We start from the raw sequence: 14744 nt of genomic DNA on the forward strand, positions 1-14744 counted from the left end.
GACGCGCTAAAACAACGGCGGAAGCTGCGCCACCTGCAGCGGGCCGATGAACACCGCGCCGTCGACGAAGCGCAGCGGAAACGCCCGCGCCGGTTTGCCTTCCAGCACGGCGTCCTTGCCGAGCGCATTGATGCCGACGGCGACGCCGGCATTGGCGTTCTGCCGCACCGCCTTGCCGAGCCCGGGGATGGCGCGGTCCAGCGCGCCGAGCACGCTATTGACGTCCTTGGCCCGCATCCCCGGCGCCACGCGGTCGAGGGTTTGCTGCGGCACGCCCTGCTCCAGCATCTTGTCGATGCCGAGCGCCGGGATCACCTTCTCGATGCCCGCCACCGTCATCTGCAATTCGCCGTCGATCCGGCCATTCGCGCTGAGGCCGAGCGTGCCGGTCGCCACCGCGATCAGCTCGCCCTGCTGAATCCGCGATCGGCTGATCTCGACCGAGCCGCCGGCGGCCTGCAGCTCGCGAAACCGCTGCGGCCAGGGCTTTGGCGAAAAATCCCGCAGCCCGCTCAGCACCGCCCGGAGCTCGGCGTCGAACGGCTCGGTGAGCAGCGGGTGCAGATCCTGCAGGCTGGCGCCGGTGAGTTGCGCCACCGCTTCGAGCTGCGGCGGCGCCGGCGGCACCGCATCGAGCAGCCGGCCGTGCAACTCGGCGTGGCGGGCGCGCGCCAGCGGGGTTTGCGCGGCGCCGGCCAGGCGGTCGATGGCGCCATCGTCGAACACGATCGAGGCGCGCTGCGGCACGCCGGGCAGGCCGACCACGCTGGCTCGCGCCGCGCTCCAGCTCACCGCCAGCGACGGCGGCTGGCCGGGGCCGGCCAGCACCGCGGGTGCGGCAAATTCGGCGATCAGCAGCCTTGGATCGTAGATCTGCCCGACCACCAGGATCTCGCCGAGCTTGGCGACCATCGGCGCCTGCCGCGGGCCGGCGGCCTGCGAAGTCAGCGCGACGCTGGCGTCCTTGCAGCGCACTTCCAGCCGGAACGGAAAGCCTGCGACCGAGCGGCTGCCGCAATCATAGGCGCGCCCCGATGCCGCCTCCCGCGCGCGCCAGGCATCGACCGATTGATCGAGCCTTGCGGCCGTGTAAAACCAGAAGCCGCTCCACGCCGCGGCCAGAACCAGCAGCACGATCGGCAACACGAAGACCAGCCATAGCCGTCGGCGCGGTGTGAGAATCATTTCGGACATGCGGCGACCCTAGACCCGAGATTTTGTCAATTGAGCGATCCCCATAGCATGTCGGCGAACAACCTGCCCGACGCCGCGACCGCCGCCGGCGACCTTTGGGTGTTCGGCTATGGCTCGCTGATGTGGCGGCCGGGCTTTGCCTTTCTCGAACAGGTTCCGGCGCGGCTGATCGGCGAGCACCGCGCGCTCTGCGTCTATTCCTTCGTGCATCGCGGCACCCCGGAGCAGCCCGGCCTGGTGCTCGGGCTGGACCGCGGCGGCGCCTGCCGCGGCGTCGCGTTCCGGGTGGCGTCGGCCGATCGCGCCGCCACCGTGGCCTATCTGCGCGAGCGCGAACAGGTCACCAGCGTCTATCGCGAGGTGATGCGCTCGGTCTGGCTACAGGACGACGCCCGTCGCCGGGTCAGCGCGCTGGCCTATGTGGTCGACCGCGGCCACGCGCAATATGCCGGGCGGCTCAGCGACGCCGAGCAGCTGCGCTTTGTGCGGCAGGGCCACGGCCAGTCCGGCCCGAACCGCGACTACGTGCTGTCGACGGTGGAAGCGCTGGAGGCGCAGGGCTGCCGCGATCCGCAACTGCATCGCCTGGCGGTGCAATTGCGCGACGACGCCCCGCTGCATCGCTAGAAACGTTGGCGCTGGAGACGAGTGGCGGGGACGCAGGCCTACGGTCAGCGCCAGCGCGGCCGTGCCGATTGGCGCCATCACGACTTGGCGATCGGGGCGCCCGCCGGCTTGACTGCCGTCCTACTAGTCGGTAGGCAAAGGGCATGAGCAATCTTACATCCAAGGCCGACGACATCCTGAGCTGCGCCCGATCGCTGATCCTTAAGGGCGGCTACCACAATTTCAGCTACGCCGACATCGCCAGCGTGGTCGGCATTCGCAAGCCGAGCATTCACCACCACTTTCCCAGCAAGGCCGACCTGGTGCGCACGCTGGTCGCGAAATACCGCGAGGAGGCGGCGGCAGGCTTCGCGCAGCTCGACCGCAACGTCGCCGACCCGCTCGATCGGCTTGGCGCCTATCTGGGCTATTGGGAGCGCTGCATCGCCGACGCTTCGCACCCGTTCTGCGTCTGCGCGCTGCTGGCGGGCGAGATCGAGGCGCTGCCGGAAGCGGTGGCTCTGGAAGTGCGCGCGCATTTTCGCGCGCTGTCGGACTGGCTGAGCGCGGTCCTGGAGTGCGGGGCCGCGCAGGGCCGCCTGCGGCTGACCGGCACCGCCCGGGCCAACGCCGAGATGTTGATGGCCACCGTGCATGGCGCGATGCTGTCGGCCCGCGCCTATGGCAATGCCGCGACCTTCGGCGACATCACCCGGCCGCTGCTGCAGCGCCTCGCCGCCTAAACCTGGATCGAACCAGCGCGCATAGCGCACGCTCACTGCCTACCGACTAGTTGATAGTAATCAGTTCAACAGATCTGAAAGGAAAAAAGATGTTCGGAATTTCTCCGCTCGGCTGGATCCATACAATCGGCAGCCTGCCCGCGATCCCCGCGGCGCTCTACATGTTTGCGACTCGCGGCCGGATCGTGCCGCGGTCCACCGCGGGCGCGGTGTATTTCGTATCGATGCTGATCGGCGCGGTGACGGTGTTCTTGGTCGCGCATCAGCCGGTCAGCTACGGCATTGGCGCGGCGACGCTACTATTGCTGCTGGCGGGCTATGGGATCGAGCGCGTTCCGGGCAGCGCGGCCAGATATGTTGAAACCGTCTGCCTCAGCCTGACCGCGTTTCTGCTGATGCTGCCCACCGTGACGGAAATCCTGCGCCGCGTTCCGGACGGCCACCCTTTGGTGACTGACCTCAAGTCGCCGCTGCTGCTCGGCGCTCGGGCGGCGCTGCTGGCCATTCTGGTCGTCGGCCTCACGGCCCAGATCATTGTGCTGCGACGCCACGGCAGGGTGGCGGCGAACTAAGCGCGCGCCGTCCGGCTGACGATCAGGCCGCCGGCGGCTTGGCCTTCAGCGGCACCCGGCTCGGCACCCGGCCGAACAGCTGCGCCTGCTCGTTTCGCCCGGCGTCGACCAGCCGGTTGCTGGCGGTCTCGATCGCCTCGCTGACCCGCGCCAGAAATTCCTTACGCGGCAGGCCCGCCGGCAGCGGCTCGAGAAACTCGATCACGATGGTTCCGGGATAGCGCAGGAAGCTGCGGCGCGGCCAGAACAGCCCGGAATTCAGCGCCACCGGAACGCACGGCACCGCGCAATCGGAATAGAAATGACCGACCCCGCTCTTGTAGTTGGGCGGCGCGTCCACCGCGGTCCGCGTCCCCTCGGGGAAGATGATCAACTGCCGGCCGCGTCGAACCTCCGCGCCGACGCGCCGCGTGAGGTCGACCACCGAGCGGCCGCCGGCGCCGCGATCGACGCCGATCATGTCGGCCTTCGACAGATACCAGCCGAAGAACGGAATCCACAGCAATTCGCGCTTCAGGATATACAGCGGCTGATCGAAGAATTGCAGCAGCGCGAAGGTTTCCCACATCGACTGGTGCTTCGAGGCGACGATCAAGGGACCAGCGGGAATGTTCTCAAGGCCGCGAAACTCGACCTTGGTGTTGCAGATCAGGCGCATCAGCCAGATGCTGCTCTGCCCCCAATATTTCGCGATGTTGATGATCGCCCAGCGCGGCATCAGATAGGTCGGAATGCCGACCACGACCCAGAACGCCAGCAGCAGATAGAACAGGATATTAAAGACCAGCGAACGCAGAAAAATCGCAACCATGGAGCATCCGATCAATTGGCAAGCGCCGTCGCCGGCTTGCGGCGAGCCACCCATTCGGTCGGCGCCTCGCCGTCCGGCGCAAGCTCGACCCCGAGCCCGGCCAGCCGGACCCGCGCCTCGGCGGCGATGTACTTAGCATATTCAGATAACAGCAGCCGGAACGTGGCACCGCTGGTCCACCACGGATCGTCGCGCCATTTGTCGCCGACCACCGCGAACGGAATGAGCTCGATGTCCGGCATGGCGTGCGACATTTCCACGATCGCCCGCGGCATGTGGTAATTCGAGGTCACCACGATCAGCGAGCGGAAGCCGCGCTCGTGCGCCCAGCGCCGCGCCTCGGCGGCGTTGCTGCGGGTGTTGACGGCGGAGCGGTCGAGGTCGACGCAGCAATTCAGTAGCCGCTGGCTGTCCGGCAGCGAGCGCGAAATATCGTTGGCGCCGTTGGTCGGATGCACGCCGGAGATCAACAGCCGACGGCCGTAGCCCGCCGCCAGCAAGTCGATCGCGTCGGACACCCGCGACGAGCCGCCGGTCAAGACCACGATGCCGTCGGCGGTGCGGCCGGGCTGAATTTCGGCGCCGCGCAATTGCGACAGAAACACGATGAAGCCGCTCGCCATGCCGACGAAGCCGAGCGCCAGCGTCGCCACGATCGCGGCGCGCAGCCCGCTGCAGCGGACGCTCGGTGCGGCCGCGGACAGGGCCGGCGGATCCTGATCGGACTGCGAAGTCATACGTGGTCGATCGTTCTCTTGATGGCTGTTCCGAACCGGCACAGTAGAAGTTTTTCGGGCGAATTGAAGTCCGCGCGGCCTACGCACATCGCCCGGCCGGGTCGGCGGCGGCCGGGCCAGCCGCCGTCGCCGGGGCGCCGGCCAAAGCCCCCGCTTTCGCTCAGTCGATCTCGTCGAGCGTCGCAAACAGCGTCCGGCGCGACGACCAGGCGGTGATCGCCGCGATCAGCACGGTCTGCACCGCCAGCGCCAGATAGCCCTGCGGCCGCAGCGAGAAGGTGCCGAGCAGCGCCGCGAACTGGTCGCCGACCGGGGTGCCGGAAAACCAGCTTGCGATCGATTCCGAAAAGCCGAAGCCGAGCATCGCGATGCCGCCGCCGATCACCCCGCCCTCCAGCCCGAGCCGCAGGAAATGCCGCAGGAAATGGTTGGCGATGTAGCGGTCGCCGGCGCCGACGAAATGCAGCACCTCGACGATCGGCCGGTTCGCCGCCATCGCGCCGCGGGTGGCGAACGACACCGAAATGATGGTGGTGATGATCACCAGCGCCAGGATGCCGAGCCCGGCGATCACGGTGGCGCCGGTCATCGAGCGCATCCGCTCGATCCAGGCGCGGTGGTCGTCGACGCTGGCCGAGGGCGCCGCCTCGCTGACCCGGCGGCGCAGATCGGCCAGATCGAGCGGCGTGCCGGGCGACAGCCGGGCGATGATCACCCGCGGCACCGGCAGATCGTCGAGCGACAGCCCGGCGCCGAGCCAGGGCTCCAGAAGCTTGCCGGATTCCGCCTTGGTGAACGGCCGCACCTCGACGATGCCGGGCTGCGCCCGCATCACCTCGGCGACGGCGGCGACGTCGCGCTCGACGTCGCGGCCGGCCAGCGCCCGGACCTGGATGGTGATTTCGCTGGCCACCTCGGATTGCCATTCCGCCGCCGAGGCGCTGATCAGCAGCACCGCGCCGGTGGTGATCGAGGCCAGAAACGTCATCATCGCCACCACCGCGACCAGCGCGCGGCCGGCGATCGAGGCCCGCGGCACGATCGGCGCCAGATTGCGCGCCCGCGCCGGCACCTGCGGGCGTTCATGCCCGAGATCCATCAGCACGCCGCGTTCGTGGTCGGCTCTATTCATAGACGTGCAACCGTCCCTGATGCAGCACAAGACGCCGCGCTTCATATTGATCCATCAAGGAAATGTCATGAGTCGCGATGACCACCGCGGTGCCGGATTTGTTGAGCTCGATGAACAGCCGCAACAGCCGCCGGCCGAGCGTCGGATCGACATTGCCGGTCGGCTCGTCGGCCAGCAGCAGATGCGGCCGCGCGATCACCGCACGCGCGATCGCGGCGCGCTGTTTCTCGCCGCCGGACAGCACCGGCGGCAGCGCATCCATCCGCTCGCCGAGCCCGACCCATTTCAACAGGTCGATCACCTCGCGGCGATAGCTCGACTCCTCGCGTCCGGTGACCCGGAACGGCAATGCGACGTTTTCATAAGTGGTCATGTGGTCGAGCAGCCGGAAATCCTGCAGCACGATGCCGATGCGCTGGCGCAGTGCGGCGATCTCGTCCTTGCCGAGCTGCGAGACGTCGTTGCCGAACAGCGTCACCAACCCGCGGGTCGGCCGCAGCGACAGGAACAACAGCCGCAGCAGCGAGGTCTTGCCGGCGCCGGACGGCCCGGTGAGGAACTGGAAGGAATGCGCCGGGATCTGGAAATTGAGATCGCGCAGAATCTCCGGACCGAGCCCGTAGCGCAGGCCGACATTTTCGAACCGAACCACATTCAGCTCCGTTCGACGGTGGCGCGACAGCGGATGGCCCAGCGCGACACAAGCCGCGATCCGCCGCCGGGTTGCGCGAAAACACCCCGGTCCGGCCGCGCGGGCCACCCCCGTCCCTGGCAGCGGTTTTGAACCGTTATGGTTTCCGGTTCGTTAACGGACGTAGGATAGGATCGGCTTAGCATCATAGGTACGATTCGCTCCATGCACATCGTCTGCCCGCATTGTACGACATCCTATGCGATCGGCCCGAACACCCTGGGCGCGGCCGGCCGCAGCGTGCGTTGCGCCCGCTGCAAGCAGGTCTGGCTGGCGCGGCCGGAAGACGCCATTGCGGCCGACGCCCGGCAGCCTTCGATGGCCGGCGCGGTGGAGCCCGCGCCCGATCCGGCTCCGCCGGCACAGCAACCGGCATCCGAGGCCGACTGGACGACGCCGCAGGTCGACAGCCCGTCGATCTCCACCGAACTGCCGTCGACCGAAGAAGACCCGGTGATGCGGCAGAAATTGGCCGCGCAAGCCGCCTGGGCGGCGCTCGCGCAGCACGACGAAGACGCCGACCTTGCGCCTGCCGCGGCGCCGCGACCGCACTCGAAATTGCCGCTGCCGCGCCTGGCTCTGCCGGCCTGGGTGCCGCGGCCGCGCAATCCGTTGGCCCGGCTGCCGCAGCCGTTGCGCGCGATCTTCAGCCTGCCGACCGCCTGCGTGGCGATGGCCGCGCTGCTGATGGGGCTGGTGGTCTGGCGCGTCGAGGTGGTCCGCGCGCTGCCGCAAACCGCCGCTTTCTATCGGATGACCGGCCTCGAGGTGAATCTGCGCGGGCTGGCGATCAAGGACGTCAAGGTCAGCACCGAAGCCGTCGAAGGCAAATCGGTGCTGGTGATCGAGGGTGTGATCATCGATCAGGCCAAGAAGCCGGTCGACCTGCCGCGGCTGCGCTTCGTTGTGCGCGACGAGCGCGGCACCGAGATCTACGCCTGGAACGCGGTGCTCGAACAATCGGTACTGAACCCCGGCGAAAAGGCCTGGTTCCGGTCGCGGCTGGCGTCGCCGCCGGCGGAAGCCCGCAGCATCGACGTGCGCTTCTTCAACCGCCGCGACCTGACCGGCGGAGGCAGCTAGCCATGGCCCGGCTGCTGATCGCCGACGACGAAGAATCGATGCGGCTGATGGTGGCACGGGCGCTTGCGCTGGACGGACATGTCATCGTCACCGCCCGGGACGGCGGCGAGGCGCTGGAGATCCTGACTCACGGCGCCGGCCGCTTCGAGCTGTTGCTGACCGATATCAAGATGCCGATCATGGACGGCATCGCGCTGGCGCTGGCGGCGGCGCGCGAATTTCCCGATCTGACGATCCTGCTGATGACCGGCTTTGCCGATCAGCGCGAGCGCGTCTCCGGCCTCGACGCCATCGTGCACAGCGTGATCGCCAAGCCGTTCTCGGTGGCGGAGATCCGCGCCGCGGTGGCGGAAGCGCTGGCCAGCCGGCGGGCCTGACGCGCGGGCGCGACCGCGCAAGCTCGGCATCGTACCGAGCGCTGCGATAATGTGTTGTTAACCATACACCATCTACGTTCCGGCGAACTCGCGGCGACCGCCGCGACCGATACGACCGTCCGAAAACCCTCGATGGTGGCCGCGCCGGGCGAGAGGGTGAGCAATGTCGAACGGCACGTTTCGACGGCCCGCGGTGGATCAACTCAGCCTCCGGGTGCAACGACAGGACGGCCCCGCCGTGCAGCTACGCGACCTGTTCGTGCCGCTGCACCGCTTGTTGATGTCGGACGGCGACGCGCGGCTGGCGCTGTTTCAGCCGAGCGGCGCCAACGCTTATCATTGCCGGCCGACGCCCTGCGCAGACACGCTGGAATTCTCCTCGAGCACCGCGAGTTCGATTTCGCAACGCGGCTATGAGGCCGCCGGACGGGCGCGTGGCGCCTTGATGCAGGACGCCATCGAACACGGCCTCGACGCCGCCTTCGAAACCCGCATCGAACAGCTGCGGCAGGAGCTGAAGGCGCTGCTCGGGCTCGGCTCCGCGACGGAAGTGGTGTTTTCCGCCTCCGGCACCGACGCCCAGCTGCAGGCCCTGGAATTGACCCGCGCGCTGCTCGGCGGAGCGCTGACGACCATCATCGTCGGCGCCGACCAGACCGGCAGCGGCACCGTACACACCGCACGCGGCCGGCATTTCGGCGACGTGACATCCAATGCACGCGCCGTCGTCAAGGGCGCGCCGCTCTCCGCACGACAATCGGTGCCGTCGGTCGCGCTGTCGCTGCGCGACGCGGCCGGCGAGCGGTTGTCGGAGGCCCGCTGCGACGCTGCGGTGCTCGACGCGGTGACGCGCGCCCTCGCCGCCGGCGACCGCGTGCTGCTGCAGGTGATGGACTGCTCGAAGCTCGGCTGGCGGGCGCCGAGCGACCGGCTGATCGCCGAGATCGCATCGCGCTTTCCGGGACAGGTGCAGTTGGTGATCGATGCCTGCCAGATGCGGCTGTCGCCGCGCCGGATTGGCTGGTATCTCGACCGCGGCGCCATGGTGCTTCTCACCGGCTCGAAATATTTCACCGGCCCGGCGTTCAGCGGCGCGCTGCTGCTGCCGCCGAAACTTGCGCAGGCCATCGCCGCGACCGAGGCCGATCTGTCCTCGCTGCTCGCCTACAACGTCCGCAGCGACTGGCCGGAAAGCTGGGCGGCGGTGCGCGCGCCATTCACGCCGCGGTTGAAGATCGGGCAATGGCTGCGCTGGGAAGCCGCGCTCGCCGAGATCCGCGCCTACTACGCGGTGCCCGAATGGTTTCGCCGCACCGCGCTGCGCGAGCTCGGCGCCGGCATTGCGCGGCTGATCGCGGCATCGCCGTCGTTGCGCTTGCTGGCGGTGCGGCCGCATCCCGGCGACGACGACGAATTGGCACTGCCGACGATCTTTGCCTTCACGCTGGCGCCGGACGGCGTTGCGCTCAGCCCCGAGGCCTGCAAGGCGATCCACCGCGACCTCGCCCGCGCCGACGCCGCGGCGAACGGTGAGGACGATTTGCTGACCGCGGCGAGCTGCCTGGTCGGCCAGCCGGTGGAGTGGCGCGACGGCTCCGGCCAATCGATCGCCGCGCTGCGGATCTGCATCGGCGCCCGCCACATCACCGACGCCTGGTCGGCCGATGCGGCCCGCGCCAAGAGCAACCTGCAGCGCCAGCTTGGCAACGTCGCGACCATCGTCGCCAGAACCGAATGGCTGCTGCGCCAGCACAGCGAAACTGCAATCTCGAGGACCCCCATGGCCACACCACCCGATGATACGATGCGCGGCGCCGCCGCAGCCGCCGACCGGATCGGTTTCGCAAGGCTGACCAAGATGGCGTTCGACGGCGAGAGCCTGCTGCCGTTGTGGCAGGAGCTGATCGGCAAGGCGACGAACGGCACCGCCACCGCGGGCGAGGGGCTCGACCTGTCGCTGATCGCGCAGCTACTCGGCCAGAAAGAAACCGGGCTCGCCGTCCAGGATGAAGTGCTGGCGCTGCACCAGCTGTTCCGCTCGCCGTGCTCGGCCGCCGAGCCGCGGCTGCGGGTGCTGGCGCTGGCGGCTGCGATCGACATGGGCGGCAATACCCCGATCGAATTTCTGCTCGAGAATAGCGGCATCGAACTGACCACGCTCTACGTGGTGCCCGGTGCGACGATCCCCGATCCGCTGCCGGAGCATGACATCGCCATCGTGATCGCCTCGGATTCCGAAGAGTGCCGCCACGCGCTGGCCGAGATCGCCAAGCGGGCGCCAAGCTGGCCGAAACCGCTGCTCAACCCGCCGGACCGGGTCGCCAATCTCGACCGCGACAAACTGCATCGGCTGCTCGATGGCATCGACGGCCTGGATATTCCGGCCACCGTCGCGGTCGACCGCGCGCAATTGCTCGAAGTGGTGCTGATGGCGCAGACGCTGTCGGAAGTCGCCGAGGGCACCGGCTTTCCGGTGATCATCCGGCCGCGCGGTTCGCATGCCGGCGTGGGCCTCGCCAAGCTCGACGATATCACCGCGCTCGCCAACTATCTGATCGAACGGCGCGAGCACGACTTCTTCGTCTCGCGCTTCGTGGATTATTGCAGCGAAGACGGCTTGTTCCGCAAATACCGGATCGTGATCGCCGACGGCAAGGCCTATGCCTGCCACATGGCGATCGCCGATCGATGGGACATCTGGTATCTCAACGCCGGGATGGCGGAAAGCGAAGCCAAGCGGCTGGAGGAGGCCACCTTCATGCACACCTTCGATTTCGGCTTCGCGCTGCGCCACCGCTCGGCGCTCGCCGCGATGATCGAGCGCGTCGGACTGGATTACTTCATGGTGGATTGCGCGCAGACCAAGAGCGGCGACCTGCTGATCTTCGAAGCGGACAATACCGCGGTGGTGCACAACATGGATTCGCCGGAATTGTTTCCCTACAAGCCGCCGCAGATGCACAAGATCTTCGGCGCCTTCGCCGCCATGCTGCAGCGGCGGGTGGTGCAGCACGCGGACCGCGCGGCGTGAGCACGACGCGGCGCGAGGCCGCGAACGCGTTGGGACAAAGCGAGACGCTGGACCCGCAGGACTGGGACGAATTACGCGCCCAGGGCCACCGCATGCTCGACGACATGATCGATTATATCGCCAAGGCCCGCGTGCGGCCGGTGTGGCGGCCGATCCCCGAGGCGGTGCGCGGCCAGTTCCGGCAGACCCTGCCGCGGGCGCCATCCGCGCTCGGCGAGGTCTATGGCGAATTCACCGAGCTGATCGCGCCTTACGCCACCGGCAATGTGCATCCCGGCTTCATGGGCTGGGTGCATGGCGGCGGCACGCCGGTCGGGCTGTTGGCGGAGATGCTGGCGGCGGGGCTCAATGCCAATTGCGGCGGCCGCAACCACATGCCGATCGAGGTCGAGCGCCAGATCGTGCAATGGATGCGGCAATTGTTCGGCTTTCCGGAGAGCGCCAGCGGCGTGTTCGTCACCGGCACCTCGATGGCGAACCTGATGGCAGTGCTGGTGGCGCGCACCGCCAAGCTCGGCACCGAGGTGCGGCAGCGCGGCCTCGGCAACCCGGGACTCACCGCCTATACCTCGGTCGCAGCACACGGCTGCATCGCCCAGGCGATGGACCTCGCGGGGCTCGGCCGCGATGCGTTGCGCCGGATCGGCAACGACGGCGCGCACCGCATCGACGTCGCAGGCTTGCGCGCGCGGATCGCCGAGGATCGCGCCGCCGGATTGGCGCCGTTCCTGGTGATCGGCACCGCCGGCGCGGTCGACACCGGCGCGATCGACGAGCTCGACGCGCTGGCGACGCTCTGCCGCGACGAGAAGCTGTGGTTTCACATCGACGGCGCGTTCGGCGCGCTCGGCATGTTGTCGCCGCAGATCGCGCCGCGGCTGAAAGGCCTGGAACGCGCGGATTCCATCGCCTTCGACTTCCACAAATGGGGCCAGGTGCAATACGACGCCGGCTTCCTGATGGTGCGCGACGGCGAACGGCATCGCGAGACCTTCGCGGCGCCGGTGGCCTATCTGCGCCGCGAGACACGGGGGCTCGCCGCCGGCTCGCCATGGCCGTGCGATTTCGGCCCGGACCTGTCGCGCGGCTTCCGCGCGCTGAAGACCTGGTTCACGCTGAAGACCTACGGCGCCGACAAGCTCGGCGCGATGATCGATCGCACCTGCGCGCTGGCGAAATATCTGGAGCGCAGGATCATGGCCGAGCCGCGGCTGGAATTGCTGGCGCCGGTCGCGCTCAACATCGTCTGCTTCCGATTCCGCGGCGAGGACCCTAACCATCTCAACGCCGAGATCGTCGCCGACCTGCACGAGTCAGGCATCGTGGCACCGTCGACCACCACGATCCACGGCGCGCTGGCGATCAGGGCTGCGATCGTCAACCACCGCACCGATAAGCCCGACATCGACGCGCTGGTCGAGGCGGTGCTGCGGTTCGGCACGGCGCGGGTGAAGTAGCGGGCGTCCTCCAGCAGCCGCACTCAGCGCTCGACGAGTGGAAGCATTCGAGTTCGTCATTGCGAGGAGCACTTGCGACGAAGCAATCCAGGGCCACGCATGCGGCCCCTGGATTGCTTCGCTGTCGCGCGGCGCTCCGCGCCGCGCTCGGCTCGCAATGACGAAAACAACCGAGTTTCTGCCGCGTGTCTGATGCTGGAAAGGCCAACCAACACCGAAGCAGTCATTCCGGGGCGCGAGTTCGTCAGAACGAGCGAACCCGGAATCTTGCGACGGATGCAATCGTCCGGGCCTGTCGCGAGATTCCGGATTCACGCGCAGCTGACGCTGCGCGCGCCCCGGAATGACGGCCTCAATTAGTAATCCTTCAGCAGCCGCTCGATGTAGTCGAGTTCGATCTGCGGGCGCTGGGTGTCGCCGAGCCGGCGGCGCAGCTCTTCCAGAATCCGCCGCACCCGCTGCACGTCGATCTCGCCGGGGATCTTCACCGTGAGGTCGTCGCCGAATTCGCGGCCGTGCAGCGGCCGGCCGAGCGGATCGCTATCCTTGCCGCCGCTCTGCTGGCGGCCCGGCCGGTTGCCCGGACCATCGCCCTGGCCCTCGCCGTCACCCTGCTGCATCGCCTCGGCGAGTTTCTGCGCGCCCTTGCGCAAAGCGTCGAGCGCCTTGCCTTGCGAATCCACCGCGCCCTCGGCATTGCCCTCGCCGAGCCGGCCGCCGGCGTCGCCCATCGCGCTGTCGGCGTCGCCGAGCCCGTCGCCGCCTTGCCCCTGTTCGCCTTGACCCTGTTCACCCTGGCCCTGTTCGCCGCCCCGGCCCTTGTCGCCCTGCGGGCCGCGCGGCGCCTGGCCCATGCCGCGCTTGGCCAATTCTTCCTGCAGCTTCTTCAGCCGGTCGCGCAGCCCCTGCTGATCCTGCTGCAGATCGCTGAGGCTCTGCTCGCCCGGCTTCTTGCCGCGGTCTCGGCGCTGGTCCTGGCCCTGCTGATAGGTCTTGTCGCGCAATTGCTGCTGCTTGCGGATCATGTCGCCGAGCTCGTTCAGCGCCTGCTCCATGTCGCCGTCGCCCTGCTGGCCGGGCTGCGCCATCTGCAGATTTTCCAGCATCTGCTGCAATTGTTCGAGCAATTGCTTGGCGGCGGCCTTGTCGCCGGAGCGCGACAGCCGCTCCATGCGCTCGATCATGGCGTTGAGGTCCTGCTGCCGCATGACCTTGGTGTTCTGATCGAGCGGGCGGGCCAGTTGCTGCGGATTGTCGCGCATCTGCTCGGCGAGCTGCTTGAGGAAATTGTCGAGCGCCGCGCGAAGATTTTCGGTGAGCTTCTTGATCTCCTCGTCGCTGGCGCCGCGCTCCAGCGCCTGTTTCAGCGCATCCTGTGCCGCCTTCAGCGCCTTGTCGACGTCGGTGATGTCACCGTCCTCGATGGTGACGGCGAGCGCCCATAGACTGGCCACAACCTCGCGCAACGCATCATCGGTCCGGGCGCGATCGAGCTGGATGGAGACGCTGCGCAGTCCGAGATATTGCCCGGCCTCCGGCGTGAAGACCTCCGGCGCGATCATCAGCGCATCGAGAGCAACCTGCACCTGCGAAGCCTGGTTGGCATCGAGCGCCAGAAGGCGGCGCTGTTCGATCAGCGCGCGCGGCAGCGGCTTGGTGAACAACCGCTCCGGCAGCCGCATGTTGAACGGCTCGCTCTTTCCCTCGTTGCCGGCTTCGTCCTTGGCGGTCAGCGTCAGCGTCACGTCGGCGCCTGCATAGGGATCTTCGCTGAGATCCTTGACGGTCTGGCCGACACCGTTGCGGGTGCGCGCATTCGGCAGCACCAGCGCGAATTCCGGCGGCTGAAACAGCGGCCGCGGCTTTTCGCCCTTGGCGTCGTCCGTACGCGGCGCGAACCGCGCCTGGGCTTCGGTGATGCCGTAATCGTCATCAAGCTTATAGGACATCTGCAACGAACCGCGCGCCTGCCGCTCGGGATCCTTGGCCAGAGCAATGGTCGGCGCGCGATCCGCCACCGCAGTGAAGCTCCATTGCAGCTGGCCCGTGGGCGCGCGGACATGCGCGGTACCGTCAGCGGCGATGTTGAAATGCCGTTCGTTGGTTCCTTGCGGGGCTTCCGCCTTTGGCGCGATTTCAGCAACGCCACCAGTCAAGGCGACATCGAGTGAACCACCGCTCGAACGCACGATCAACGTGCTGCCCACCGGCACCGGAAATGCCTTGGCATCCGTGGTCGTCGCGTCCTTGCCGGCGGTGGAGAGAATGATCGGCGGCTTGCCGGTATAGAGCGGCGGCGTAATCCAGGCA

General features: G+C 68.0%; 13 protein-coding genes. 7 read left to right on the forward strand and 6 right to left on the reverse strand.

Features of this window, described 5'->3' with window-relative positions; all coding sequences use genetic code 11:
• Positions 1–6: 6 nt before the first annotated feature.
• Positions 7–1194, reverse strand: coding sequence for a DUF2125 domain-containing protein (locus VGC77_RS22315; RefSeq protein ID WP_331173744.1), 1188 nt, complete (start codon positions 1192–1194; stop codon positions 7–9).
• A gap of 48 nt (positions 1195–1242) precedes the next feature.
• Here VGC77_RS22315 and VGC77_RS22320 point away from each other — a divergent pair, with 48 nt between their 5' ends.
• The 3 genes from VGC77_RS22320 (at position 1243) to VGC77_RS22330 (ending at position 3115) form a co-directional block, all read left to right on the forward strand.
• Positions 1243–1821, forward strand: coding sequence for a gamma-glutamylcyclotransferase (locus tag VGC77_RS22320; protein WP_331173745.1), 579 nt, complete (start codon positions 1243–1245; stop codon positions 1819–1821).
• Positions 1822–1964: 143 nt separating this feature from the next.
• A complete protein-coding gene (locus VGC77_RS22325) occupies positions 1965–2543 on the forward strand; it encodes a TetR/AcrR family transcriptional regulator (RefSeq protein WP_331173746.1) in 579 nt (192 codons plus the stop codon).
• Between the two features lie 89 nt (positions 2544–2632).
• Positions 2633–3115 (forward strand): hypothetical protein, encoded by a 483-nt coding sequence (locus tag VGC77_RS22330; protein WP_331173747.1) that lies wholly within the window; start codon positions 2633–2635, stop codon positions 3113–3115.
• A 22-nt stretch (positions 3116–3137) separates the two neighbouring features.
• Here VGC77_RS22330 and VGC77_RS22335 read toward each other — a convergent pair whose 3' ends face one another.
• The 4 genes from VGC77_RS22335 to ftsE all read right to left on the reverse strand — a co-directional run bounded on the left by VGC77_RS22335 (position 3138) and on the right by ftsE (position 6447).
• Entirely contained in the window at positions 3138–3926 is a 789-nt protein-coding gene (locus VGC77_RS22335) for a lysophospholipid acyltransferase family protein (RefSeq protein WP_331173748.1), read from the reverse strand.
• 11 nt (positions 3927–3937) lie between these two features.
• Positions 3938–4663: a YdcF family protein gene (locus VGC77_RS22340; RefSeq protein WP_331173749.1), complete on the reverse strand. Its 726-nt coding sequence runs from the start codon at positions 4661–4663 to the stop codon at positions 3938–3940.
• Positions 4664–4823: 160 nt separating this feature from the next.
• On the reverse strand, positions 4824–5795 hold the full coding sequence (locus VGC77_RS22345; RefSeq protein ID WP_331173750.1) for an ABC transporter permease: 972 nt from the start codon (positions 5793–5795) through the stop codon (positions 4824–4826).
• The gene (gene ftsE / locus VGC77_RS22350) at positions 5788–6447 is read right to left on the reverse strand and encodes a cell division ATP-binding protein FtsE (protein ID WP_331173751.1); all 660 of its coding nucleotides are present in this window, start codon (positions 6445–6447) and stop codon (positions 5788–5790) included. Before ftsE ends, VGC77_RS22345 begins: the two co-directional genes overlap by 8 nt.
• 204 nt (positions 6448–6651) lie before the next feature.
• On the opposite strand from ftsE, the gene VGC77_RS22355 reads away from it, so the two are divergent.
• From VGC77_RS22355 to VGC77_RS22370, 4 genes are all read left to right on the forward strand, one after another.
• Positions 6652–7569, forward strand: coding sequence for an MJ0042-type zinc finger domain-containing protein (locus tag VGC77_RS22355; RefSeq protein WP_331173752.1), 918 nt, complete (start codon positions 6652–6654; stop codon positions 7567–7569).
• A gap of 2 nt (positions 7570–7571) precedes the next feature.
• A complete protein-coding gene (locus VGC77_RS22360; RefSeq protein ID WP_331173753.1) occupies positions 7572–7946 on the forward strand; it encodes a response regulator in 375 nt (124 codons plus the stop codon).
• 1804 nt (positions 7947–9750) lie between these two features.
• Positions 9751–10977 (forward strand): hypothetical protein, encoded by a 1227-nt coding sequence (locus VGC77_RS22365; RefSeq protein ID WP_331173759.1) that lies wholly within the window; start codon positions 9751–9753, stop codon positions 10975–10977.
• Positions 10974–12434, forward strand: a complete 1461-nt coding sequence (locus tag VGC77_RS22370; protein ID WP_331173754.1) for an aspartate aminotransferase family protein — start codon at positions 10974–10976, stop codon at positions 12432–12434. Before VGC77_RS22365 ends, VGC77_RS22370 begins: the two co-directional genes overlap by 4 nt.
• A 356-nt stretch (positions 12435–12790) precedes the next feature.
• On the opposite strand, the gene VGC77_RS22375 is transcribed toward VGC77_RS22370, so the two are convergent.
• Positions 12791–14744: TIGR02302 family protein (locus VGC77_RS22375; protein ID WP_331173755.1), on the reverse strand; the 1954-nt coding region annotated here is incomplete at its 5' end.

It is taken from the genome of Rhodopseudomonas sp. (assembly GCF_036404135.1).
Taxonomy (GTDB): domain Bacteria; phylum Pseudomonadota; class Alphaproteobacteria; order Rhizobiales; family Xanthobacteraceae; genus Rhodopseudomonas_A.

Coding starts and splice junctions, on each gene's coding strand:
- VGC77_RS22360 (WP_331173753.1), top strand. CDS start 7,572: ATGGCCCGGCTGCTGATCGCCGACGACGAAGAATCGATGCGGCTGATG.
- VGC77_RS22345 (WP_331173750.1), bottom strand. CDS start 5,795: ATGAATAGAGCCGACCACGAACGCGGCGTGCTGATGGATCTCGGGCAT.
- VGC77_RS22365 (WP_331173759.1), top strand. CDS start 9,751: ATGCGCGGCGCCGCCGCAGCCGCCGACCGGATCGGTTTCGCAAGGCTG.
- VGC77_RS22340 (WP_331173749.1), bottom strand. CDS start 4,663: ATGACTTCGCAGTCCGATCAGGATCCGCCGGCCCTGTCCGCGGCCGCA.
- VGC77_RS22355 (WP_331173752.1), top strand. CDS start 6,652: ATGCACATCGTCTGCCCGCATTGTACGACATCCTATGCGATCGGCCCG.
- VGC77_RS22335 (WP_331173748.1), bottom strand. CDS start 3,926: ATGGTTGCGATTTTTCTGCGTTCGCTGGTCTTTAATATCCTGTTCTAT.
- VGC77_RS22325 (WP_331173746.1), top strand. CDS start 1,965: ATGAGCAATCTTACATCCAAGGCCGACGACATCCTGAGCTGCGCCCGA.
- VGC77_RS22315 (WP_331173744.1), bottom strand. CDS start 1,194: ATGTCCGAAATGATTCTCACACCGCGCCGACGGCTATGGCTGGTCTTC.
- VGC77_RS22330 (WP_331173747.1), top strand. CDS start 2,633: ATGTTCGGAATTTCTCCGCTCGGCTGGATCCATACAATCGGCAGCCTG.
- VGC77_RS22320 (WP_331173745.1), top strand. CDS start 1,243: ATGTCGGCGAACAACCTGCCCGACGCCGCGACCGCCGCCGGCGACCTT.